The sequence below is a fragment of the Halodesulfovibrio sp. genome (genome assembly GCF_015482765.1).
Lineage (GTDB): Bacteria > Desulfobacterota > Desulfovibrionia > Desulfovibrionales > Desulfovibrionaceae > Halodesulfovibrio.
On record NZ_JADMLB010000055.1, the window covers coordinates 1 to 24,147 of the forward strand.

The window sequence follows — 24,147 nt, forward strand, 5'->3', positions numbered from 1 at the left end:
TTTTTTACCGAAACGCTTTATCTACCAATTGCATTACCCGTTGCTCGGCCTGTCTCTTTGTGCCTTGATCGTTACGCTTTCTCCTTTGGGAGTTAAGGTAAACGGTGCAAGCCGCTGGATCAGTGTCGGGCCGTTCTCTGTGCAGCCTATGGAATTCGCAAAGCTTTCATTGGTTCTGTACCTCTCGTACTTTTTCAGTACGAAACAGGAACTGGTAAAAACGTTCTCCAAGGGTGTTATTCCGCCCTTTTTTATAACCGCTTTACTTTGCTGTTTGTTATTGCTTCAGCCAGACTTTGGCGGAGCAGCAGTGCTAGCCGCACTCCTATTCTTCATGTGCTGGTATGGCGGTACACGACCTTTATACCTCGGAGGCTCCGGCCTTCTTGCATTGGGCGCAGGATACCTGCTGATTGTTCAGTCGCCGTATCGTTTTAGACGATTGCTGGCGTTTCTAGATCCTTTTAAGGATGCGGACAGCATTAGTTATCAGCTTGTTCAGTCCCTGTATGCCTTCGGTTCCGGAGGATTCAGCGGGCAAGGACTGGGGGCAGGAAAGCAGAAGTTGTTTTACCTGCCGGAAGCGCACAACGACTTTATTATGGCAGTAGTGGGTGAAGAGCTTGGTTTTGTAGGAATGTCTCTTTTCTTTCTGTTAATGGGCACAGTGCTTTTTAGGGCGTTTGCCATTTCATACAAGCAGACAGAACTGAGAGACAAATTCGTTACGTTCGGGCTGGCTCTTATTATTTCACTCGGTGCTGTATTGAACCTAGCTGTTGTTATGGGAGCAGCTCCTCCAAAAGGTATTGCCATGCCGTTTATGAGTTATGGCGGTAGTAACCTTATTGCGATGCTTCTTTGCACAGGGCTTTTATTGAATTTTTCCCGCTCGCATGTGGAAAGCGAGGCAAGGGGTAGAAAATGAAACGAGTAGTATTAACAACTGGCGGCACCGGCGGACATGTTTTTCCGGCGCTTGCTGTTGCTGAAGATATTCGCAGACGCTTTCCGGATGCTGAATTCCTTTTTATCGGAGGACAGTATGGGTCGGAGCGCGACATGGTAGAAAAGGCCGGCATTCCTTTTGTCGGTTTACCGGTACGCGGCGTGTTAGGCCGCGGCGTAAAAGCAATCGGCGCTTTTTGGGGACTTGGTGTTTCCGCATTAAAAGCTATGGGCATTATCCGTAAATTTAATCCGGACGTTGTTATCGGGTTTGGCGGATATGCAGCAGTTGCCGGTTGTGTTGGCGGTAAATTATGCGGAGTGCCTGTTTCTATTCATGAGCAGAATTCTGTTCCGGGCTTAACAAACAAAATGCTGGGGAAAATTGCTCAGCGAGTTTTTATATCACTGCCGGATGAGCATGAGGTGTTTGAACCTGATTATACGGTTCTGACAGGAAACCCGGTTCGGGCGGCTATTGCAGATATTCGTAATGCAACAAAAAAACTGGATGCGTTAGCTCCTTCCGTATTTATTTGTGGTGGAAGCCTCGGTGCAAAAGCTGTAAACAGTGCAGTTATCGACATGCTACCGACATTGAGTGCATTAAATTGCGTAATCCATCATCAAACCGGTAAAGCGGACTTTGAACGTGTTCAAGCGGCGTATGCTGAAGCAGGAGTAAAAAACTGCATTGTTGAGCCCTTTGTACACGATATGGCAGCAGCCTATGCCGCGGCAGACTTGGTGATTTGCCGTGCCGGAGCAACAACAATTGCAGAATTGACAGTTGCCGGTAAGCCTGCGCTGTTTATACCGTTCCCGTATGCAACGCATAACCATCAGGTACATAATGCCCGTTATTTAGAATCCAAAGGGGCAGCCGTGGTGGTGGAAGAGTGTGAGCTTGCTCAAAAAGATATGAATTCCATTGTGACTGAGCTACTGACAAACGACGAAAAACTTCAGTCCATGAGCAAGGCAGCAAAAAAGGTAGGCAGGCCGGAAGCCGCAGCCAGTGTAGTGAGCTGCGTAATGGATTTGCTGCCTAAAGCCCCTCTTGAATCTCTGGTTCATCCATATAATGAAGAACCGGAAAACAATGAATCAACGGATTAGAATATGATTTCTAAAATTAAACATATCCACATGATTGGTATCGGCGGCTCAGGCATGAGTGGTATTGCCGAGGTATTACTGAATCTTGACTTTACCGTATCAGGTTCTGATGTTTCAAACGGTGCGCCTGTTCAGCGTCTTCGCGAACTGGGAGCCATTGTAAATATCGGACACGCAGAAGAAAATATTTCTGACGCACAGGTTGTTGTTCGTTCAACAGCAATTGCTGACGATAACCCTGAGATTATTGCAGCAACCGAAAAAGGTGTGCCGATTATTCCGCGTGCAGAAATGCTTGCAGAACTTATGCGCCTTCGTCTTGGTATTGCTATTGCCGGTACACACGGTAAAACCACAACCACCTCGTTGACTGCAGCTATTTTTGACGAAGCAAACACAGATCCGACTGTTATTATCGGCGGTCGTCTCAATGCTTACGGTGCAAATGCCCGCTTGGGCGCAGGTGAGTTTTTAATTGCAGAAGCTGATGAGTCCGATGGTTCATTCCTCTGCCTGTTCCCGATTATTACCGTTGTTACAAACGTAGATCGTGACCATCTCGATTTTTATTCCGGACAGGAAGAAATTGACTCCGCGTTTGTTCAGTTCATGAACAGTGTGCCGTTTTACGGTGCAAACATTGTTTGTGGTGATGACAAAGGTGTGCAGCGTCTCATCCCGCAGGTTAAGCGTCGCGTCATTACCTACGGTTTTGAAGAAGGGAACGATATTCGTGCAATCGAAAAATCTTGTGCGGAAAAATCAGTTTTCTCTGTGCAGATGAATGGCAAAGAGCTTGGCGAAGTAACCCTTTCCCAGCCTGGTCGCCATAATATTTTGAATGCCCTTGGTGCAATTGGTGTAGCCATTGAGTCTGGCATTTCACCGGAAAAATGCATTTCCGGTCTTACAGGCTTTAACGGTGTAGGGCGTCGCTTCGAGCGTAAAGGCGAACGAAATGGTGTTCTGGTTATTGATGACTACGGACACCATCCTGTGGAAGTTGCGGCAACCATCCGCACTGCGCGCCAATGTTTTCCAGACCGTCGACTGGTTGTGGCGTTCCAGCCGCATCGTTTCAGTCGTACTCAGGCGTTGTTCGGTCAGTTCTGCACTGCTTTTGAAGGTGTTGATAAGTTATTGCTGACAGAAATTTACCCTGCATCAGAATCTCCTATTCCGGGGATTAACGGAGAATCCTTGGCACATGGTATCCGTCAGGCTTCATCTACCAAAGTAGAATACTGCGAAGATTTTGAAGCAGTCTCTGCAAAATTGCCGGATGAACTGCAGAATGGCGATATCTTCATAACACTCGGCGCCGGTAATATCTGGACTGTCGGTCAGGGATATTTGGACGGAGCAAAGTAATGGCGATTACGGTTCATCAGTCTTTTTCTTTTACTAAGCGAACTACGCTGCGCATGGGCGGGACAGCCCTTGCGGAGATAGTTTTTACGCATGCTGATGATTGCGCACAACTGCCTGATATTCTAGATTCAATAGGTGGAAAACCTCTTGTTATTGGCCGTGGCAGTAATTTGCTGGCTAAAGACGGGGAGCTTCCTTTTGTTATTCTGAATCCAGCTGTTACGACCGATCCGGTTTGTGTGGATGAAACTGATGAAACTGTCACTGTACATGTCGGGGCGGGCTATCGCCTGCCCCGTTTTTTACACTGGTGTGCCGCAAACGGGTATGCAGGGCTTGAAGGTCTTGCCGGAGTTCCTGGAACTGTCGGTGGTGCAGTGGCAATGAATGCAGGATCTTACGGTTGTGAGATTGTAGATTGTTTAGACTCTGTAGAAGTTTTTATAAAAAATGTCGGAACTGCAGTGTTCAAAAAAACAGATGTAGTATTACAGTATAGACATTTTTCTATTCCGACTGTAAACGATCAGCCCGTTATTTTGAGTAGTTCATTCAGGCTCTATAAAACTGATTCTCAAAAAGTAAAAAAAGTTATTGATGATAATTTAACGCGAAAAAAAGCAACACAACCTGTTGCTGCACACAGCGCCGGCTGTGTTTTTAAGAATCCGGCAGAAGGCGTGAGCGCTGGAAAACTTTTGGATCAGTGCGGATTTAAAGGAAAAATTCATGGTGGTGTTGCGTTTTCACCTTTGCATGCAAATTTTCTTATCAATGTAAATAACGGTACAAGCAAAGAAGCATTTGAGTTGTTACAGATGGCTCAAAAGACTGTTTTGGATGCCTCCGGATATTCATTAGAGCTTGAAGTAAAAGTAATCGGGTAAAGCACTATGGCTGCAAGACGGCAAAAAAAAGCTCCATATTCTGTAGTGAAGAAAAGCTATAGACGACTGCTTTCTGATTTTTTCCATGCAAAAGGTACTTCTTTGTTGCTTTCTTGGGCGATAACCCTCTTTACTGGATCGGCATTTATTGTCATAATAAGTATCGGACTGTTATTCAGTTATCGTTTCATAACAAACAGTACTTTTTTTGCGGTGCAGAAAATTCAGATTTCCGGAAATGTTCGATTGGAACAAGAGGACGTTTTGAATCTTGCTCACCTTAAAAAAGGTGATAATAGTCTCGCAGTAAATATTTCCGATATAGAATACAAACTGCTGCGCAGCCCTTGGGTTGAAAATATATCAGTCAAGCGGCAGTTACCCGGTAATCTCGAGATTGCCATAGAAGAACGAGAACCGCGCTACTGGATTCGGCAGGACAACCGCATTGTGTATGCAGACGAAAAAGGAACTCCTATTGACTACGTAGGCACGTATAAGTTTGCCTCCCTTCCTTTTCTGTCTGTAGACGCTGGAACTGAACATCTGCTTCAGCGTTTGCCGCAACTGGTAAAAGAGCTGGATTCTTCCAGACTACCAGTTTCTTCGCAAAACGCTGCGTGGATAAAACTCAGCATGAGTCGCGGAGTTACGCTGTTTCTGGAGTCTGAAAATCTGAAGTTGAGCATCGGTGTAGAAAATTGGTCATCCAATTTACGCCATCTGGTCGCAACGATTGATGATTTAAAACGACGTGGTGAATTCACCAGTGTCCGCGGGATTAAGGCTGAAGACAAGAATGTCTGGGTGAATCTTGGTACTACTGCCAGAAAGGCAAGTTAGATAAAGAGGAGTGTTGCATGTCTAAGTCCGACCTCATTGTGGGCCTTGATATTGGAACGACAAAAATTTGTGCCGTAGTCGGAGAGCCTTCTCCGAGCGGGGTCGATATTGTAGGCATTGGAACTGCTCCGTCCACTGGTTTGCGAAAAGGCGTAGTGGTTAATATTGAGCAGACTGTCCAGTCTATTAAGAAAGCTTTGGAAGAAGCTGAATTAATGGCGGGGTGTGAAATTGCTTCTGTATACACCGGCATCGCAGGCAGCCACATCAAGGGCTTTAACAGTCACGGTGTGATTGCTGTTAAAGGTGGCGAGGTGTGCAGTCGTGATGTTGAGCGGGTCATGGACGCAGCAAAAGCTGTTGCTATTCCTCTTGACCGTGAAGTTATTCATACACTGCCGCAGGAATTTATTGTTGATGATCAGCACGGTATTGCTGATCCGCTCGGCATGGCAGGCGTTCGTCTTGAAGTAAGAGTCCATATCGTGACAGGGGCAGTGACAAGCGCACAGAATATTGTGCGTTCATGTCACAGAAGCGGCCTTGATGTTTCTGATATTGTGCTTGAAGCATGGGCGTCTTCTAAAGCCGTACTTACAGCAGAAGAGAACGAAATTGGTGTTGCATTGGTAGATATTGGTGGCGGAACCACTGATATTGCCGTATTTGCAGATGATTCTGTGAAACACACAGCAGTGTTGCCGCTTGGCGGGCAGAACTTAACCAACGACATTGCTTTTGGTTTACGCACTCCAATGGTGAGCGCGGAAAAAATTAAAATGAAGTACGGCTGTGCACTGGCTGAAATAGTGCAGGGTGACGAAGTTATCGAAGTGCCTAGCGTTGGTGGCAGAGAACCTCGAAAACTTTCTCGTCAGGTTTTGGCAGAAATTTGTGAACCGCGCATGGAAGAGATTCTTACTCTTGTGGATCAGGAACTCACCCGATCCGGCTTTAAGAATCTTATCGGTGCGGGTATTGTTCTTACGGGTGGCACTTCTCTTATTGAAGGTTGTCAGGAACTTGGTGAGCAAATCTTCGGACTCCCGACCCGTATCGGGTACCCGCGTGGCGTGGGCGGTCTGAAGGATGTCGTTAACAGCCCTAAATTCGCAACCGCGGTTGGTCTACTTAACTATGGCTCTGAAAAAGAAGATTTCGATATTCATTTCAGCAGCAGTAGCCCGAACCGTGAAAGCTCTATGTTCAACCGAGTGCTTTCTACGATGAAAAAATGGTTTACAGATGTCTCTTAGACGCTTCTGTAAATAAGTAATACGTTAATGGGTCTACAAGTAACCTAGGTATTGGCAAAAGGAGAGGCGTATGGAATTTCATGAAATTGAAAACGACAGCCAAGCGAAGATAAAGGTTGTCGGTGTTGGTGGCGGCGGAGGCAATGCCGTTAACAACATGATTAGCTCCGTACTGAAGGGTGTTACGTTTATTACTGCAAACACCGATGTACAGGCGCTTAATAATTCTCAGGCAGAAATCAAAATTCAACTTGGTGATAAGCTCACAAAAGGTCTTGGCGCAGGCGCTAACCCTGCAGTAGGCCGTGAAGCTGCACAGGAATCTATTGACCAGATCCGCAATGCAATCGGCGAAGCAGACATGGTTTTTGTTACCGCAGGCATGGGCGGCGGCACCGGTACTGGTGCGGCTCCTGTTATTGCTCAGGTTGCAAAAGAAATGGGTGCTCTTACCGTTGGTGTAGTGACCAAACCTTTCTTCTTTGAAGGTAAAAAGCGTCAGGAAGCTGCTGACGCCGGTATAGAAGCATTCCGTGAGCATGTAGACTCTTTGATCACCATTCCTAACGACCGTCTGCTTTCTTTGGCTTCCAAAAAAGCAACGTTCGTAGAAATGCTCAAAAAGGCCGATGAAGTTTTATACTTCGCGGTGAAAGGCATTTCCGATCTCATTATGGTTCCTGGTCTCATTAACCTTGACTTTGCTGACGTTAAAGCAGTTATGGGTGAGTCCGGTCTTGCTATGATGGGTTCCGGCAGTTCTATTGGTGAAGGCCGTGCTCGTGAAGCAGCAATGAAAGCCATCACCAGTCCACTGCTCGAAGATGTTTCTATTGATGGAGCTCGTGGTGTTCTTATGAACATTACTTGTGGTCCTGACCTTACTATTGATGAAGTCAGTGAAGCAGCAGGCGCAATTCAGGAAGCAGCACACGACGATGCACGTATCTTCTTTGGTACTGTATTCGACGATACTGTTGGTGACGAAATGCGTATTACTGTTATCGCTACCGGCATTGATACTATGGACACTGGAACACAGGGAAACGGATCAGGCGTTGCGGTTAACAGCAATGGTGCACGCAGCGTAACGTCTCTTTCATCCGCCCGTGCAAGTGCACCACGTACTGAAGCTGCTCCTGCTCCGCAGACTCAGGCATACCAAGCTCCACAGTCACAGGCATATCAGGCACCACAGGCACAGCCAACTCAGGCTGCTCCTGCGCAGGCTCCTCAGACTCAGGCAGCACCAGCTGCTGCTCCACAGCCGCAGCCAGTACAGCAGGTTTATTCTGCTCCTACTGCAGCTCCTGCACAGTCTGCACAGTCTGCACAGCCGGTTCAGGCCGCTCCTCAGGCTGCACCGCAGCCAGTTCAGCAGCCACAGCCAGTTGCTACTCCTCGTGTAGAGCCAAAGATGGATATTACTCATCCAGAACCAGCTCGTGAAGGGTACGACTTTAAAGCTGATGACACTAACGTGCCAACATACATTCGCCGCAGTGCACAGGCTGCACAGCGCGCACATAAAGTACGCCATGCTCATGAGCCGGGTAAAGACACTTTCGTTTTCGAAGAGGACTTCGAAATTCCGTCTTTTATCCGTAAACAGGCTGACTAAAAAAAATTAGGCACAAGATAGCGTGCCGCGAAACTCGTAGGACAGATTTCATTCTGTAAAAACAGCCATTCGGGGGAAGGGCAGTTCTATGAGGCTTCGCTTGAGGTAGTAGACCCTGTCTCTGAGCAGTACTCACGCCTCTCTGCTTAGAAACAGTTTAAAAACGCTGTTCAGTTTACTGAACAGCGTTTTTTGTGCACCACGCATGGCGTTTTTTGTGCACTACGCATCATCAGTTTAGTGCGTTATGCATGAGCACTTTGTATGCATTACATGCGTATTTGATGTTCCAAATGATATGAAAATCATGAATAAAACATCAACAAATGATGATCGATAATGAGTAAATGACGCGTTATCGTTTACGTTTGATATGAAATACTGCACGCCCTTCTGCTTGTACCGTGTCTGGAGTAGAAGCACTGTAGAGGCGCACATGAACGTTTGCGATGGAATTTCCCATCATTCGTACTTCGCCTTCACCCAGTAAATCTTCCAACATTGCAGGGCGTTGATAATCTACTCTTAGGTCGATTGTTGCTGTCTTGTCTTCTGGCCCAAGATGTGTCCAGAGAGTGGAGGCAGCAACAATATCCACGAACATTGCAGATATACCGCCATGTAGAATTCCGCGCTCCATGTTGCCGCCAAACTCCTCTTTATACGGGAGGCGTAGCTTAATAGCGCCGGGCTTTGCGTCGATAACCTGAATATTGAGGAAGCGGTGAAAAGGGCTGCCGGACTCAATGAAGTCGATAAGTTCGTGATGTATATCTTTCATGGTGAAAGTGTATGTAGAAAAGGAATGCTGCGCAATTGCTATTCGCTGCAATAAGGCAAGTGTATTTTATTTGAGAAAAAAGCTCAGTACTGAAAACAGTACTGAGCTTTTACTATTACAATGATGTGCATTCCAAGGAAAGTTGTTGTTATTTCTCACAGTTGAGGTGAGAAACTGCTGTCCAATCCTGTACCTTTGCTTTTCTATAGAGGCGTTGGAAGTTACGCTTTACTTTTTGGCGCGTGAAATACGGGATATAGAGATTTAATTGGCTGCGGTAGATACGGCGGTTCTTCTGAAAGTCGATAAGTACTGGCGTGTCTTCGTCACGTACGAGCACGTTACGGCGGGCAACTCCAAAGTGATCGAGAGAGTGTTTATGAAAAACTTCTCGTCGCAGCTGTTCGAGTTTACAAAAGAATGTATCAGGCAATGTTTCTTTGTAATGATTTAGACTTGGCGCAGTCGTTCCTTCTGGTGTCATTATACGTTCCATGACAAGTCCACGGACGCCTTTGGACGTCATACGCATACCATCAATACGCACAAAGTGTTTTTTCAGAGAGTCTGGAACGCAGCTGATGATCTTTTGGTAGTTGGCGTATTCGAACTCAAGCATGTTATCGATGCCATATTTTTTCTTGGCAACTATGTTCGGATCAGGTTTTTCACCTCGATATTTACGATGAGGGGCCAGTACCTTAACGCACATATCTGGTGCATCTTTTACAACATAAATATTGCTCCAGCCACCAACAGAAGAAATTAACTCACCAAGTTCTATCATGTCTTTCTCTATATATTCATAAGTAACAGTGGATTAAAAACGCGTTGTAGCTTCTTGAGTAGTTCTTAGCAAGTCTTGAGGTGTAGCTGCATAAGAACATAAAAAAAGCGCATATGATATGCACCCCATTAGGTGGATAAGGTAAAAAAGCCCCTCTAGGCTGATGTACCTTTCCACTTAATGGGGGTATGAGCGATAGAAAGAACAAAAGGTCTAGCAAAGAGTTCAAAGAAGAAGCTGTTCAGCAGTATTTAACTGGTGATCAGAGCTACCAGTCCCTAAGTAACGAACTTGGGATACGTGATAAAAAGCAAATGAGAACTTGGGTTGCAAAGGTGAGGCGTGGCGAGTCCCTAGAAGACATGCGGGGAAAGCATGCTGGATAGCGAAAAGGACGCCCACGTACAAAGTCCTCCTCAATTGAAGAGGAATTAGACTATGCTAAGGTAGAACGAGATTATCTAAAAAAGCTATATCGCTCCCGGTTCGGCAAAGAATGGGGAGCCGAGTAAAGACAGACTATTATAAAGTGGTACATGCTCTTTCGAGTAACCACCCTGTATCGCTACTGCTTAAGGCTGCAAAATTATCTCGGTCGGGATTCTACAAATGGCGCTGCAAGCAAGCCCATCATCAACCTTCAAATAATTACGACATCAAGCAACGAATCGAATCTATCCACGCCAAATATCCTTTTTATGGATATCGGCGTATTACAGCTGTCCTTCATCGTCCAGGTATTGTTGGAAATCACAAGCGAGTACACCGTTTAATGAAAACATTAGGATTGCAATCCACTACCTGTAAAAAGTGTCGGTATTTTGGACGAAAAGGAAGTGCTGTTTTCCCTAATCTGCTGCAACGTAATTTCACCAGCTTAAAATCTAAGCGAAAGCTTGCAACAGATATTGCAAAACTCCCTGTTAAGAATAGTTTTATCTATCTTTCTGCTGCGCAAGCCCTGCGTAACAATGAAATTGTCAGCTATAAGATTGCAAAGAAAAACTCTCTCAATCTTGTGCTCGAAACTGTAACGGCCTTTAAGGGAGCTGTTAGTGGTGAAACGATCTCACATTCTGATCAAGGATTTCAATATACATCAAAAGATTACAAGCAAAAGCTGCAAGAGGTTGGAATACGAGGCAGTCATTCAAGAAAAGGAAATTGCTTAGATAATGCTTGCATCGAGTCATTCTTCTCACACTTAAAGACAGAAGCACTAACACGTAAGATAACTCTTCCAGAAGAAGAAATGATTGCTCGAGTTGTAGAATACATTACTTTCTACAATAATGAACGATTTCAAAAAAAATTCGGCCAGCTTTCCCCCATTGAATATCAGGAAAAACTGGCCGCTTAATGCCTAGGGCTTTTTAGCCTGTCCACTTGACGGGGGGGGCAGACCAATAAGCGGGGCTTGCTGTTATCTCTGTGCCATTTGACGAAGTCGGCTTACACGTTCTTCAATTGGAGGGTGTGTACTGAAAAGTTTCGCCATGTTTGCGCCCGAGAAAGGGTTAACAATAAACATGTGTGCGGTTGCCTCACCGCCGTGTTGCATAGGAACACGCTGTGAGTATGCATTAAGCTTTTCAAGGGCAGAAGCAAGGTACAACGGATTTGAAAGCCGCGCGCCTGTGTCGTCTGCAAGATATTCACGGGAACGGGAGATGGCAAACTGGATGAGGCTAGCTGCAATTGGCGCTACAAATGCGAGCAATAAAGCCGCAAATGGGTTAGAGCCTTCCTCATCATCACCACCGCCAAAGCCGAAGATTGCTGCAAACTGCATGAAGTTTGCGATACTTACAATAGCTGAAGCCATGACACCTGCTACAGACTGGATAAGAATATCGCGGTTTGCAATATGTCCTATTTCATGTGCGAGAACACCTTTGAGTTCTTCTGTTGAAAGAAGCTGCATAATGCCTTGAGTAACAGCTACAACACCGTGTTCTGGATTACGGCCTGTTGCAAAAGCATTAGGTGCCTGTTCTGGAATGATACAGATACGTGGTTTTGGGATACCGGCTTTATACGCCAGTTCTTCTACGATTTGATGCAGCATTGGTGCGTCATTTGGACCAACTTCCTGCGCGCCATACATACGAAGAACAATTTTATCAGAGTACCAGTAACTACCGACATTCATGAGAAGTGCCAAAGCAAAAGCGATAATAATTCCGCCCTTCCCGCCAAGTGCACCACCCAGCACGATAATAATACCGGAGAGTAGGGCAAGTAACATCATTGTTTTTAAGTTGCTTGTCATTGTTCTCGAGTCTCCTTACGAAAATGATCAATTGCCTGAATGAGTATGAATAATTCCTTTATCTCGAATGTATAAGACGCGCCAGAAAAAAGGCAACCTTTTAACTCGAAAAGGTTGCCTGATAGTGCGTAACTCCTTTTGCTAAGAAGAGTTTTATTTGTTGAAAATGATCATGTGAAACTTGCGTATCAGTTCCGGTGTAGCTTCTGAATACCAATGACCTGTGAGCATTGCGATGCTGTAAAAAAGTAGCAGGATGCCTACCCCACCTAGTGCGATAGTCGTAACAGGCACTTTTTTATTGAGCGTTCTGACCGAAAGACAGTTTTGCACGGGGCAGACCCCTACACATTCCGCACAACCAATACATTCAGGCGAGTGTATTGTTATTTTCTTATCAACGTGGATGGCAGAAGGACAGTTTTTTTGACATTTGCCGCAGCCAATACAAGTTTCTGGGTCACGAGTGATAGCGGTCGGGCTGAAGGTTGAACAAAGTCCGAGCAACGCACCATATGGGCAAAGAAAACGACACCAAAAGTTTCGGATGAACAGCGAAAGAACTGTTAGTACTGCAATAACAATAAGTGTGGTTGCCGAAGGTGCGAGAAAGAAGGCCAGCATTTTTGAATCAGCAACATAGTTGTATGGAAGTGTAAGAAAACTTTCAATTTGCCGTGCACTCATTTTGATCACAATGAAATACATAAAACCGGCAAGGATGATGTATTTGGGGATAAAGAGAAGGCGTTCTACTTTTGGCGGAATTTCTTTTTGAAGATGAAATTTTCGTCCGATCTGTTCTGTGAGATTAGAGACAAAACCGACTGGACAGATGTATCCGCAAAAACTTTTACGGAAGAAAAAGGTCATCCAAATAAACGCAAAAAAGAGTGTTAACCCTGCGGGATGCACCATGTCCCATTTACTTGTCAGAATAAAACGTTTGGCTGCCATAAGGGCGCTGATCGGAAGGAAGGCTTCTACAGAAGGAGGTTTAGGTATAAAATCTGACGAGCTTCCTACAGCCCAGAGGAAATGTAGGTACAGTCGGTAGCCGATAAAAAGGCAAAAAAAGAAAAAAAGACACTGGATAACGCGCCTTAGAATATGGGCCGTTATGTTTTTTTGAGACATAGTCTTCAAACCTCGTCTACTGTTTGTGAAAGGATACAGAAATACTTAGGCAAAAGTGTCGTAAAATGTACGGCGTGTCTGTCGCGTTTCTGACAATTACTATGCGACATGGTGAGTGCTGACTGTGATGCAGGGCACAAAAAGGGCATGTACCAATGGATACATGCCCAAAAGACCGTTTTTCGGTCAACCCGTGCCTTACGTAGGCAAGTGATTTCGGTACTTAGCTAGATTTTTTGATGTAGCGCAGTGCGCCAAGTACTGCTGCTAACCCGAGAAAAAAGAATAAAAAATCCATTCTGTCACTCCTTGTCTGTTGAGCCTGCCAGCTCATAAATTTTTCAGCCCACGAAAGGTACATACTGTAAAAAGCGTCGATTCACAAGGAGATACAGCGGTAGGAAATAGTGTAATTCCTTGGGGCAGAGGCGGTTAGCAAGAAATTTGGCCAAAGCCTTTTTTAGCTTCTTGGACAAATTTACAGACAAGTGTTTTGTTTTTTCTACCGGAAGAATCTTCAACTCCAGTATGTGCATCTACTCCGGCAGGACGTACAGTAGTGATTGCATCAGCAACATTTTCTGGAGTCAGCCCACCTGCAAGAATAACCGGACAAGGAGATTCTTGCACAAGCTCTGCTGAGATGCTCCAATCATGTGTCATGCCTGTTGCTCCATCTGCACCAGTTTTTGGATTATGGGTATCTGTGATGAATGCATCAACAAAAGGAGCAATGTCCTTTACCGTATTTAGCAGGGTATCTCTATTGCTTCCGTCAGTACGCACGACAAGAGACTTGATAACATAAAGGCTCGGGGCAATGTGTGAGAGTTTTTGCAACTCTTTCAGGCTAATATTACCATGAAGCTGGATATGTGAAACGGTCAGCTCTTGGCAAAAAAGAGCAATTTCTTCAGCTGTTGAAAGGTACGTTATGCAGACTGGAAGAATGGTATCGCGCATCGTACGAATAATGTCTCGAGCCTGATCTTCAGTGACATCTTCCTTGTTAACCGGAAGACGCAACGGCAGCCCTACACAGTGAACTCCACACTCGGCAAGCATTTGTGTTTCCTGCACGTCGTGGACTCCGGCAATCTGTATAAGGCTGCTGAATGTTGTTTTTTTACTGAGCATGTCGATTAATTAAAACGGACGTGAATGCATTTTGCGATTTTTAAAGTAAACACTTTCAGTGTAGCCGAAACGGCGTGCGTGTTCTTCCAGTTTGTCAAAGCTGAATGCTACAGACATAGTGGAGTGTGCATCAGAACCGAACGTAATCGGCAAGTTAAGTTCACTTGCAATCTGCATGATGTTTTCGCCTGGATAAATTTCCTGACAAAGTTTGCGAATACCTGCTGAGGATATTTCCATGGACATGCCTGCATCACGCACGGCTGTCAGAGCCTTACGCACAAGCACCTGGGCTTCTTCAGTAGCAATCCATTTAGTGAAGTGCTCGCAGGAGAAAATTTTAATGATATCCGGATGGGCGATGGTGTCGAAAATACCCGTTTTTGCCATGGTGATCATGGTGTCGTAGTACTTTTCATAGATAGCGGTTAATTCATGGAAATTCAGCGATTCCCAGTCTGCCTTGGCGTAGTCAAAGCCCCAGTTTTCTAAAAAATGGATGCCGCACAGCACGTAGTCAAAATCGTGCTTGGCAAGCTCAGCTTTAATAAAGTCTTCGTTACCTTCCATCCAGTCCATTTCAATACCCAGCAGAACAGTAACGCCGTCATTGTTATCTTTAAGAGCTGTTACTTTTTCAATGTAGGTGTCCCAATGTGCTGCTAAATGCTCTCTGTATTCTCTTGGGTAGTCCATGCCCAAAGGGCGTGCAGAGTGTTCAGAAAAGCCGAATACACGAATCCCTTTTTTTACGGCTGCGTCATACATTTCTTCCGGTGTGGCTTTACCGTGGGAGTACAGTGTGTGTATGTGGGTATCAACGGAAATCATAATAATCCTGAATTAAATTTTAGGGTTTTCAACAACTATAGCAAACGCCTTACGGACAGCCTCCTCGATTTCTTTATCGCGGACAGGATCACGTAAAACAATGGTTCCCTGCTGTGCATAGCGTGCGGGAAGAGAGTTTAGTGCCAACGCATAAATGTCATAGAGATCTTTTTCTGAAGGCTGGTAGTATGGAGGGGTTTCCATCACCTTTTTGATGATCTTAATAACACGTGCTTCGTTTCTATTTCGGATATCAAAAAAATCCACATCATTAAGAAGATATTTTTCGTTAGCCATATGCTCCCCTTGCATGTTTTTTCATAAAGTACACATAATAGTTAAGGCTAGCAACGAATAACACAGTGTGATTCAGTACTAACGTCATAATCTTGTTGAACTAGTTCATAATAGAAGAAGCCCGCAGTTGTTGTAATTGCGGGCTTTTTCATGTTGCATATTTAGCGGGGCAAATTTGCTATGTAAGTTTTCTCTGCATTCGCGCTCGAAGCATAATAGCCAAAAAGTTCATGCTTAAAACCAATGCAATTAATACCAGTGCAGTGCCATATTGCAGGTGTCTGGTCTCTTCAATGTTGGTACCCGCAGTTGCCAGTACGTAAATGTGGTACGGCAAAGCCATTACACTGTCGAAAAGTGATGAAGGCAGTACAGGTGAAAAGAACATAGCGGCGGTAAACATAATTGCTGCTGTTTCTCCGGCGGCACGACCAACAGAAAGAATTGCGCCGGTAAGAATGCCCGGTGCTGCCGCAGGAAGAACAATGCGGTAAATTGTTTGCCATTTGGTAGCTCCAAGCCCGAGGGAAGCTTCTCGATACGTGGGGGAAACACTCCTCAATGCTTCCTCGGAAGCTCCAATGATAAGGGGTAAGACAAGCGCTGCAAGTGTAAGCATACCCGCAAGGAGTGAGACCCCCATTCCGAGAACCGTAACAAAGAGTGAGAGGCCGAATAACCCGAAGACAACAGAGGGGACACCTGCAAGGTTATTAATGGCCAATCGGATGAGGTGAACAACTTTGCCCGGTTTTGCATATTCATGAAGGTAGATGGCTGTGGCAACGCCCCACGGTAATGCAATCAGCATAGAGCCATAAGAAAGAGCAATCGTTCCTAATATACAGGGGAAAATACCGCCTTCGGTCATAGCATTACGTGGATTTTCTAATAAAAATTCCCAAGAGATTGCGGGCGCTCCGTAATAAAGAACAAATCCACAAATAATCGCCAATGCGAGGGCGTTGATGGCGACACTGAACTTGAAGAGAATAAACATGCCTTTTTGAATGGTGTGGCGGGCTGTATGTTTTTCTGATCGTAGTGGTGTATGTTGTGCCATGGGTGTTCCTGTTGCATCTGCAAATTGAGACATTTATTTCTCCTTTTTCCTACAGTGAAGCTGTACCGGTCTGTTTCTTTTTTTCTGCTATATATGCTGCAAGAACGTTGAACATAAGTGTGAACAAGAACAGAACCATACCTGTTGCAAAGAGGGCATAGTAATGATCGCTTTGGTACGGCGCTTCAGCCATTTCCGCTGCGATGGATGCAGGCATTGGGCGAACTGGGTCGAAAAGAGAACCTGGTGCCATGGCGGCACCGCCGGCAACCATGAGAACAACCATTGTTTCACCAATTGAGCGTGCCATTCCCAGAATTACTGCAGTGCTGATTCCTGGAAGAGAGGCAGGAATTACCACATTAGCAATGGTTTGCCATTTGGTAGCTCCCAGAGCCAGCGATGCAGCTCGCAGCTCTTCGGGGACACTGAAAATTGCGTCTTCAGCAATAGATGTGATCGTAGGTACTGCCATAAAGGCTAACATGACTGACGCGTTGAATAGGTTAAGCCCAGTGGCAATACCGAACCAGTCTTGAAGGAGCGGGGCGACAACAACCATACCAAAGAAGCCGATGACAACAGAAGGAAGCGCTTGTAACATTTCGACAAGGGGCTTTACAAAACTACGCATACGCGGCGATGCAATTTCTGCAAGGTAAATTGCAGTCATCAGCCCCAACGGGATGGCAATACACGAGGATACAGCCGTAACCGCAAGTGATCCTGAAATCATAGGCAAAATGCCGAAGTCCGCGGGATCATCTGTAGGATACCAGTATTGCCCGAAGACAAAGTCAGGAAATGATACCTGATTGAAGATTGGCAGTCCTTCCACAATAAGAAAGACCATAATGAGAGTGAGAACGAGAATACTCGTTGAGGCAATTGCAAAAAAACTGCCGTGAATTGCTATTTCTTTTTGTTGTCTTGAAATCCGCATAGTATGTCCCCAAAAGTGCAGATGCATGAAACCTGCCTTTCCTTGATAGAAGGAAAGGCAGGTGAAGGTCTTTGATCGTATGCTTAGCGGCGGATGAATCCAGCCTGCTCTACAATATCCTGACCTTTTGGAGAAAGGATAAAGTCAACAAGCTGTTTTGCTGCCGGTGATGGAGAAGCAGTGGTGTAAATCTGAAGTGTACGGGCAACAGGGTATGTTTTGTCTTTTGCTGTTGTCGCGCTGCCTGTAACACCATCTACGGAAAGTGGCTTAACGGTGTTGTTAATGTAGCCGATGCCGTCGTATGCGATAGCGTTTTTGTTTTTAGCAACAGCCTGAAGTACTGCGCCGGAAGAAGCCTGGAGAAGAGCACCCGGGAATACGCGTGCTTTTTTCATAATGATTTTGTGCCATGTTTCATATGTGCCGGAAGAAGTGTCACGGGAGATAACAATAATTTTGCCGTCATCACCACCAACTTCTTTCCAGTTGGTAACTTTACCTTCGTAGATAGCTTTGAGCTGGTCAGAGGTAAGGTTTGTGATTTTGTTAGCAGGGTTAACGATAGGAATAACGGCATCTAATGCTATAATATATTCAACTGGCTTAATACTTTTGGATTCGGCCAGCTTGATTTCTTTACCCTTCATTGTTCGTGATGCCATTGCAACATCAGTGCTCTTATCGAGAAGTGCTTTAATGCCGTTTGAAGAGCCGCCACCGGAAACAGAAACTGTGGTGCCTGTTTCAGCGATAAAAGCTTCAACTGCACGTTGCATAATAGGCAATACGGTTGTGGAGCCTTTTACCGTTACAGAGTTAGCAGCCATTGCAGGTGCTGCGAGACTTACAACCAAGAGAGCAGACAAAATATAAGACCAAGGACGCATAATTATTCCTCCAAAATTAAAAGCATAGATAGTTTTCGTTGCGTTGGAAGGAAATTAATGAATCCGTGTTACGAAAAAGTGTCGCAGCTTGCACAAGTCTGTGACGCAATGTGATAACAATGTGTCTTTAGTTATTGACTAATAAAAACAAAGGGATGAAGCATTGTACTTCATCCCTTTTCTTTTAGAATAAGTTAATTCTATGTAATAATCAGGTTCATAAGCCCTGCAATGTTACGAATGTGTGGATCACCTTGTTTTTCAAGCCAAAGAAAATAAAGAAGTGCATCCATAGGGGCATTGGGGAAGAGTTCACGCGTTCTTTCAAGAATTCCGGTTGCCTTAAAGTATGCGGGATCCTGTTGTGAGAGCATTTTGATTAATTTACGCTCTACCTTATCCAGCGTCATCTTAGGATCGAATTGCCTGCGTGAAATCCAGTTAAGAATATAGCTGCGCATGCATCGTATTTGTTCAGTGTTAAGTTGCACTTCACAATGTTCTGAAAAAATATAGCCTTCAATCAATGCAGGGCAGACAACATCCCATAGATGACCAGCAGGTTGATCAAACTGGCTTTCTGTCCATGTTTCAAAGAGCACTGTGGCGTCAAGACCTAGCGGGGTGTAGGTTGCCACGAGGTTATCCAGCACATGCTGCATGAAATGCACTGTAATAGATTGTCTTTTATTTCGAGGTAGTGCTGTATAGATGCAACTTTGATCTCCTTTATCAGCGATTGTAGCTGTAACGGTAGAGCTGTTCATAAAGCCCGGCGGCAATTTGGCGTACTGCCATGTCAGGTTGGTACCGACTGGAGAATCTTTCCAGAAGATAACGGCATTGCCGTAATAGTGATTACCGTCAATATTGTCCGGCGTGATCTTAATCGTAATGTTATTCCACGTTACAATGAACGTTTTTCCCTGCTGCGGGAATGAGTTGTCGTTACTTGAGAGGAGAAGAGCTTGGAGAAGGATAGAAGCTTCGGATTCTCTTCGTGGGAGAATTCTTCCATAGAGCAGCTCTTTTCCTGTTTCATGCCCTTCTTTATTAGATACGGCGGATTCAAGAATTTCAGCAAAGTCATCCAGTCGGGTGTGCCCTTCAAATTCCGCAAGAATATCTAATGCATGGAGTGCGAAGGAGAGTGCATTTTTGGGTTCAATGCGTGTGAGTTCGTCAAAGAACCATGCACAGCTTGCAAACCCTGAAAGAGCTTGTTCCTGCATGAACATAAGAAGAGTTGCTTCATGTTTTTGTTGATCTGAGAGACCATTTTTAGCGTGTTCTGTAAGAAATTCTTCTAGGAGCTTTTGGCCGGAAAGAACAGTACCATAGGCGCAAAGTGCCTCTTCCGGTGCAGAATAGTATTCATGGCCTTTGAGATCGAAGTAATTATCTACGCAATCTTTCATAAAGTTCATGGCATCACGTAACGGCTTTCGCCATTCCTGATTCCAATCTGGGTGTCCCCCGTCCGTACAACCGCAGTTGCTTTTCCAGCGTTCAACTCCGTGAGCGCAGCTCCATGCTGAAGGTTCAAAGAGCCTTACTTGCTGTTGCGGCGGATTACTTGCCAGAAAGGCGGCAAGGTTCGTAAGTTCAATGCCGTCACGGGCGGAGCGTGCGTTATCAATAACATGCGCTAGAGCCATTTCGCCGAAGGTAAAGTGGTGCCCGTATGTTTCACCGTCGGTGCTGATGGTAAGTATGCCGTTGTTGGCTGAGCTGTTTATCTTGTTCCAGAATTTGTCACCGTTTGATAAAAGCCTTTCGAATGCTACTGCTTGAGAGATTTCCGCATCATAGAAAAAGATCGAAATAGAACGGCCGCTCGGGAGCGTGACCCTATACGGGACTGAGGTATCAAAAGCGCCTCCTTTTACGTCGTACCATTCTCCGTTATTTTCTATTGCTGCTGCTTGATGCGGTGAAAGGATGGTAAACTTTATATCTTGAGCTGCAAGTACCTCAAGAGTATCTGTGTCTACAGCACATTCTGCAAGCCACATCCCTTCCGGTCTTCGTTCAAAGCGTTTTTCAAAGTCTTGAATAGCCCACTGCACTTCAAGTTCCTTATCGCGTCTTTTGGCGAGTGGGAGAATAGAGTGGTGGTAGACTTGAGCAATCGCATTGCCGTGCCCGAACCGATGCGCACTGGCTTTGTCAGCATCAATTATGCGTTGGTATAGATCTGGAAAAGCAGTTTCCATCCATCGCATGAGCGTTGGCCCGACATTAAAGCTAATCCACTCGTAGCAGTTCACAAGTTCAATTATTCGCCCTTCACCATTGAGGCGTTTGGCAAACGCAAGCGGAGTATAGCTTTCGCGTGTGATCCGCTCATTCCAGTTTAACATGGGGGCGGCACTGCCTTCTGGCATAATTTCACCCAACCAGGGATCTTCTCGTGGTGGTTGATAGAAATGGCCGTGAATACACAGATAACGGGACATAGCTCCTCCGTGATACTTCAATTGGGAAAATTGTATCATAAAAGGATGACAGATAGCCGTTAGCATGATTATGTAACGGCATAACAACACTGTATGGTTTATTTATTCTGTATTAACAGGTTGTAATACGCTTTTTTTGATTAGCTAGAGGAATATATATGGACGGCAGCCATCAGAAGCAGCCTATTCGGGGGGCTTTTTCTGCTGAAAAATCGATACGAGTAGGATTTGGCGCAACTAAACGTACGAACAAAATCGTAGTAATGTTGTATGCTGAACAGGAAGGAAGTGGTGATATTACGTTATGGAAACTCAACAATAATCACATTCCGTTTGAGCGGTACGATAAAATACCCTTTGATAAGCTTATGGAGGAATACTCCCCTGAGCCTGCTTTCTATCAAGAGAATATTTATCCTGCCATGCGTAAAGTTGCCCAAGGCATCGCCAGAGGTGAACGTTTACGTGTGAACGGTCAGCCGTATGGGGCTGAAGTTGAGTTTCTTCAGGTTCTTGAAATGGATGAAGATAATGTTCGCGCAACATTCGGGCTTGGACTGACTTATTTGGATAGAAATGAAATCGACAAGGGACAGGAAGTTTTTTCTAAACTTGTCGGCATCGAAGCTGCTTTTGCTGAAGAGCATAAACATATGTTTAATGAGTTCGGCATTAAGCTTCGTAAAAATAAGATGTATGAACAGGCATTACAGTTTTACAGCAGGGCTCAGAAGCTTTCCGAACTTGATGAACACTTGCTGTATAATATTGGGCGGGTACTGATTGAAATTAAAGAGTATCAAAAAGCCCGTGTGATGCTTGCAAAAGCCATTGAAGTTAATCCGGATTTTGAAGAAGCTTCAAAAGTTTTGGCGTTATTAGAAAAAAAATTACGCCCTACAGTATAAGTTCAGCAAATTTTAATACAAAAAAGCCATGCCTCATCACAGGTTATTGTGATGAGGCATGGCTTTTTCTTTTTTGAAGAAAGCATAGCGGCACCCGCAATGGATGCCCCTGCTGCTAATGATCAAATTCGATAGAAACTACTTCGTAAGAGATACGCCCTTTAGGTGCGTTAACAACAAACTCGTCGCCTTCTTCCTTACCGAGCATAGCTTTGCCCACAGGAGAAAGTACAGAGATGCTGCCATTCTGGTAATCAGCTTCGTCTGGACCGAGCAGGGTGTATTTTTTTACGTCGCCAGTGTCGAGATCTTCAATTTCAACGGTCGCGCCAAATGTTACTTTATCGCCACCAAGGGTTTTCAGGTCGATAACATTGTAGCGAGCCATCTGAGATTCGATGTAAGAGATGCGTGCTTCGAGCATGCCTTGACGCTCACGAGCTGCATCGTATCCGGCGTTTTCACTCAGGTCACCCTCTTCACGGGCTTCTTTAATAGCCTGAATGATTGCTGGACGCTCTTTTTTAAGAGCTTCGAGCTCTTGCTTAACTTTTTCAAACCCTTCAATAGAAATAGGAATACTACTCATCATTTTTCCCTTAAAAAAATTTTTCCTGCTTTTTCCGGCGTTCAGGAAGCCGTTTCTTCTTCACAAGAAAAAGCGCCCGACGTGTCGGGCGAAATTCTGAGGTAGAACATACTTGGCGAGTGGTCAAGTGCGTTGTTGTAGAAGAAGCTAGAATAGCCCAGAAAATAACGGGTTATTAATTCCGGATTTATCCAGTGGAAATTGTTTGTCTAACCAACTCGCTTGAGCTTCAAAATATCAACAAAGTCATCACTGTGTCAATTAAATGCAAAGTTAACCGGTTTCATCGATAATCAGTATGACGTAACGGAAAAATACTGTTAAGAGGATGGTGAACCGCCATGCGATTTAAAGCAAAATAAGTTGGTGCGTTCTTTATAATGCGTGTAACCACTAGGGTTGGCGAGCTTTGAGTCCTCCTGCAGTTGCCATTAAGTGTTGTTGAATAGGTTGTAAATACTATAGATGATGCAGGTGCGACTGTTATAGTTTGGGGTGTGGCCTTAAGAGCGCATGAAAATTCAACAAAAAATCAATTTTGTTGAGTAATTTGTATTCTTTAGCTTGTAACCATTGCTAACCCATTATAATAGAGCGCAAGCCGCTTTATTAAAACGCAACAAAAGAGCAGCGCGAAGCGGTTAAGGAGTAAATGTAATATGTCAGATTCAAAGCAGCATCCTGAGAAGGAGTGCGGTGGTTCTTTCATAGAAAGTGTAGCCGAATTACTGCCGGAAGGTGGTAACCTCAACATGTGTCTTACTTGCGGTGCTTGTTCAGCAGGCTGTCCCGCAACAGGCCTTGAGGATATGGACCCTCGCAAATTTTTGCGACTTGCTGCACTGGGAATGGATGAAGAAATCACCTCTACCCCTTGGGTATGGATGTGTACCATGTGTCAGCGGTGTACATACGTCTGCCCTATGCAGATCAACATCCCGCAGCTCGTGTACCAGGCCCGTCAGACCTGGCCGCGCGAAGACCGCCCAAAAGGTATCATCAACTCATGTGACGTGGCCTTACGTAACCCAGGCCACAGTGCAATGGGTGCTTCTTCCGATGACTTCAAGTTTGTAGTTGAAGATGTTTTGGAAGAAGTGCAGACCGAGCAGAAAGGTATGGAAGATTTGAAAGTACCTTTTGATGAACTCGGAAAAACTTACTACCTCAACCAGAACTCTCGTGAACCGGTAACAGAGCCTGATGAAATGGTTCCTTTGTGGAAAATCATGAATATCGGCACCGGTGATGACTGGACATACGGCTCTAACGGCTGGGCTGCTGAGAACTACTGTATGTTCGCAGCGGATGATGAGTCCTGGGAGAAAATAGTTCGAACCAAAGTCAAGGCTGTGGAGGACCTCGGCGCCAAGTATTGGCTCAACACCGAGTGAGGCCACGAACTTTACGCACTCCGGTCCGGACTGCAAAAATTCGGCATTAAGCCAAAATTTGAAATTGAATCCATTATCCGTCTTTACGCCCGTTGGGTGAGAGAAGGTGTTCTGAAAGTAAATTCAGATTGGAACGTCAACAACGTTAAATTTACCGTGCAGGATCCATGTCAGCTCGTTCGTAAGGGCTACGGCGATGTTGCGGCGGATGACCTGCGCTACGTTATCAAGAAAGTTGTCGGTGAAGAGAACTTCATTGATACATGGCCTAACAAGTCAAATAACTACTGCTGCGGCGGCGGTGGCGGCTCATTACAGGCCGGTTTCCCTGAAGCTCGTCGTCATTATGGTAGAATTAAGAACGAACAGATTGTTAAGACTGGTGCTCCATACGTTATTGCTCCGTGTCATAACTGTCATTCTCAGATTCATGATCTTTCCGAGCATTACGGTGCAGGGTACCATGTTGTTCACTTATGGACACTTATTGCTCTGTCTCTGGGTATTCTCGGTGAAAATGAACGTGAATACCTTGGCGAAGATCTTCGCTCCTGCGGTTTATAATCAAGCCGCATCGTACGCCCATAAAAAGCCCGGTTATATAACCGGGCTTT

The 24,147-nt window shown here is 45.1% G+C and carries 23 protein-coding genes; 11 read left to right on the forward strand and 12 right to left on the reverse strand.

Annotated features, from left to right (window positions below; all coding sequences use genetic code 11):
• The 7 genes from QZY95_RS09235 to ftsZ form a co-directional block, all read left to right on the forward strand.
• A partial coding sequence (locus QZY95_RS09235; RefSeq protein ID WP_290922615.1) for a putative peptidoglycan glycosyltransferase FtsW occupies positions 1–928 on the forward strand: 928 nt, incomplete at its 5' end.
• The gene (murG, locus tag QZY95_RS09240; RefSeq protein ID WP_290922618.1) at positions 925–2,067 is read left to right on the forward strand and encodes an undecaprenyldiphospho-muramoylpentapeptide beta-N-acetylglucosaminyltransferase; all 1,143 of its coding nucleotides are present in this window, start codon (positions 925–927) and stop codon (positions 2,065–2,067) included. The genes QZY95_RS09235 and murG, both read left to right, overlap by 4 nt.
• Positions 2,068–2,070: 3 nt before the next feature.
• Positions 2,071–3,438 carry a UDP-N-acetylmuramate--L-alanine ligase gene (murC, locus tag QZY95_RS09245; protein ID WP_290922620.1) on the forward strand — a complete coding sequence of 456 codons (1,368 nt, stop codon included), beginning with the start codon at positions 2,071–2,073 and terminating at the stop codon, positions 3,436–3,438.
• Positions 3,438–4,325, forward strand: coding sequence for a UDP-N-acetylmuramate dehydrogenase (murB, locus tag QZY95_RS09250; RefSeq protein WP_290922623.1), 888 nt, complete (start codon positions 3,438–3,440; stop codon positions 4,323–4,325). The genes murC and murB overlap by 1 nt, the downstream gene beginning before the upstream one ends.
• A gap of 6 nt (positions 4,326–4,331) precedes the next feature.
• Positions 4,332–5,168 carry an FtsQ-type POTRA domain-containing protein gene (locus tag QZY95_RS09255; protein WP_290922625.1) on the forward strand — a complete coding sequence of 279 codons (837 nt, stop codon included), beginning with the start codon at positions 4,332–4,334 and terminating at the stop codon, positions 5,166–5,168.
• Positions 5,169–5,185: 17 nt separating this feature from the next.
• Positions 5,186–6,424 carry a cell division protein FtsA gene (gene ftsA / locus QZY95_RS09260; RefSeq protein ID WP_290922628.1) on the forward strand — a complete coding sequence of 413 codons (1,239 nt, stop codon included), beginning with the start codon at positions 5,186–5,188 and terminating at the stop codon, positions 6,422–6,424.
• 70 nt (positions 6,425–6,494) lie between these two features.
• Entirely contained in the window at positions 6,495–8,045 is a 1,551-nt protein-coding gene (ftsZ, locus tag QZY95_RS09265) for a cell division protein FtsZ (RefSeq protein ID WP_290922631.1), read from the forward strand.
• Between the two features lie 355 nt (positions 8,046–8,400).
• Here the strand turns inward: ftsZ and QZY95_RS09270 are convergent, their stop codons facing one another.
• The gene (locus tag QZY95_RS09270) at positions 8,401–8,826 is read right to left on the reverse strand and encodes a PaaI family thioesterase (RefSeq protein ID WP_290922636.1); all 426 of its coding nucleotides are present in this window, start codon (positions 8,824–8,826) and stop codon (positions 8,401–8,403) included.
• A 148-nt stretch (positions 8,827–8,974) separates the two neighbouring features.
• A complete protein-coding gene (locus QZY95_RS09275; RefSeq protein ID WP_290922640.1) occupies positions 8,975–9,613 on the reverse strand; it encodes a YrbL family protein in 639 nt (212 codons plus the stop codon).
• A gap of 188 nt (positions 9,614–9,801) precedes the next feature.
• On the opposite strand from QZY95_RS09275, the gene QZY95_RS16645 reads away from it, so the two are divergent.
• Together QZY95_RS16645 and QZY95_RS09280 are read left to right on the forward strand one after the other, a co-directional pair.
• Entirely contained in the window at positions 9,802–9,999 is a 198-nt protein-coding gene (locus QZY95_RS16645) for a transposase (RefSeq protein ID WP_365971156.1), read from the forward strand.
• A gap of 110 nt (positions 10,000–10,109) precedes the next feature.
• Entirely contained in the window at positions 10,110–10,973 is an 864-nt protein-coding gene (locus tag QZY95_RS09280; protein ID WP_290922643.1) for an IS3 family transposase, read from the forward strand.
• A 63-nt stretch (positions 10,974–11,036) separates the two neighbouring features.
• On the opposite strand, the gene htpX is transcribed toward QZY95_RS09280, so the two are convergent.
• The 9 genes from htpX to QZY95_RS09325 all read right to left on the reverse strand — a co-directional run bounded on the left by htpX (position 11,037) and on the right by QZY95_RS09325 (position 20,642).
• A complete protein-coding gene (gene htpX / locus QZY95_RS09285) occupies positions 11,037–11,885 on the reverse strand; it encodes a zinc metalloprotease HtpX (protein WP_290922645.1) in 849 nt (282 codons plus the stop codon).
• A gap of 153 nt (positions 11,886–12,038) precedes the next feature.
• A complete protein-coding gene (locus QZY95_RS09290; RefSeq protein WP_290922648.1) occupies positions 12,039–12,842 on the reverse strand; it encodes a 4Fe-4S binding protein in 804 nt (267 codons plus the stop codon).
• A gap of 612 nt (positions 12,843–13,454) precedes the next feature.
• The gene (locus QZY95_RS09295; RefSeq protein ID WP_290922651.1) at positions 13,455–14,102 is read right to left on the reverse strand and encodes a phosphoribosylanthranilate isomerase; all 648 of its coding nucleotides are present in this window, start codon (positions 14,100–14,102) and stop codon (positions 13,455–13,457) included.
• A gap of 66 nt (positions 14,103–14,168) precedes the next feature.
• Complete coding sequence (locus QZY95_RS09300) at positions 14,169–14,990, reverse strand: histidinol-phosphatase (protein ID WP_290922654.1); 822 nt, start codon at positions 14,988–14,990, stop codon at positions 14,169–14,171.
• Positions 14,991–15,002: 12 nt separating this feature from the next.
• Positions 15,003–15,287 (reverse strand): late competence development ComFB family protein, encoded by a 285-nt coding sequence (locus tag QZY95_RS09305; RefSeq protein WP_290922657.1) that lies wholly within the window; start codon positions 15,285–15,287, stop codon positions 15,003–15,005.
• 178 nt (positions 15,288–15,465) lie between these two features.
• Positions 15,466–16,350: a phosphate ABC transporter permease PstA gene (gene pstA, locus QZY95_RS09310; RefSeq protein ID WP_290922677.1), complete on the reverse strand. Its 885-nt coding sequence runs from the start codon at positions 16,348–16,350 to the stop codon at positions 15,466–15,468.
• A gap of 49 nt (positions 16,351–16,399) precedes the next feature.
• A complete protein-coding gene (gene pstC / locus QZY95_RS09315) occupies positions 16,400–17,293 on the reverse strand; it encodes a phosphate ABC transporter permease subunit PstC (protein ID WP_290922660.1) in 894 nt (297 codons plus the stop codon).
• Positions 17,294–17,376: 83 nt separating this feature from the next.
• On the reverse strand, positions 17,377–18,183 hold the full coding sequence (locus QZY95_RS09320) for a PstS family phosphate ABC transporter substrate-binding protein (protein ID WP_290922663.1): 807 nt from the start codon (positions 18,181–18,183) through the stop codon (positions 17,377–17,379).
• 200 nt (positions 18,184–18,383) lie between these two features.
• Positions 18,384–20,642 (reverse strand): DUF3536 domain-containing protein, encoded by a 2,259-nt coding sequence (locus tag QZY95_RS09325; protein WP_290922665.1) that lies wholly within the window; start codon positions 20,640–20,642, stop codon positions 18,384–18,386.
• A 158-nt stretch (positions 20,643–20,800) separates the two neighbouring features.
• On the opposite strand from QZY95_RS09325, the gene QZY95_RS09330 reads away from it, so the two are divergent.
• Positions 20,801–21,550: a tetratricopeptide repeat protein gene (locus tag QZY95_RS09330; protein WP_290922668.1), complete on the forward strand. Its 750-nt coding sequence runs from the start codon at positions 20,801–20,803 to the stop codon at positions 21,548–21,550.
• A 115-nt stretch (positions 21,551–21,665) separates the two neighbouring features.
• On the opposite strand, the gene greA is transcribed toward QZY95_RS09330, so the two are convergent.
• Positions 21,666–22,139 carry a transcription elongation factor GreA gene (greA, locus tag QZY95_RS09335; protein ID WP_290922671.1) on the reverse strand — a complete coding sequence of 158 codons (474 nt, stop codon included), beginning with the start codon at positions 22,137–22,139 and terminating at the stop codon, positions 21,666–21,668.
• Between the two features lie 659 nt (positions 22,140–22,798).
• On the opposite strand from greA, the gene QZY95_RS09340 reads away from it, so the two are divergent.
• Positions 22,799–24,097: a (Fe-S)-binding protein gene (locus tag QZY95_RS09340; RefSeq protein ID WP_290922674.1), complete on the forward strand. Its 1,299-nt coding sequence runs from the start codon at positions 22,799–22,801 to the stop codon at positions 24,095–24,097.
• The last annotated feature ends 50 nt before the right edge of the window (positions 24,098–24,147 follow it).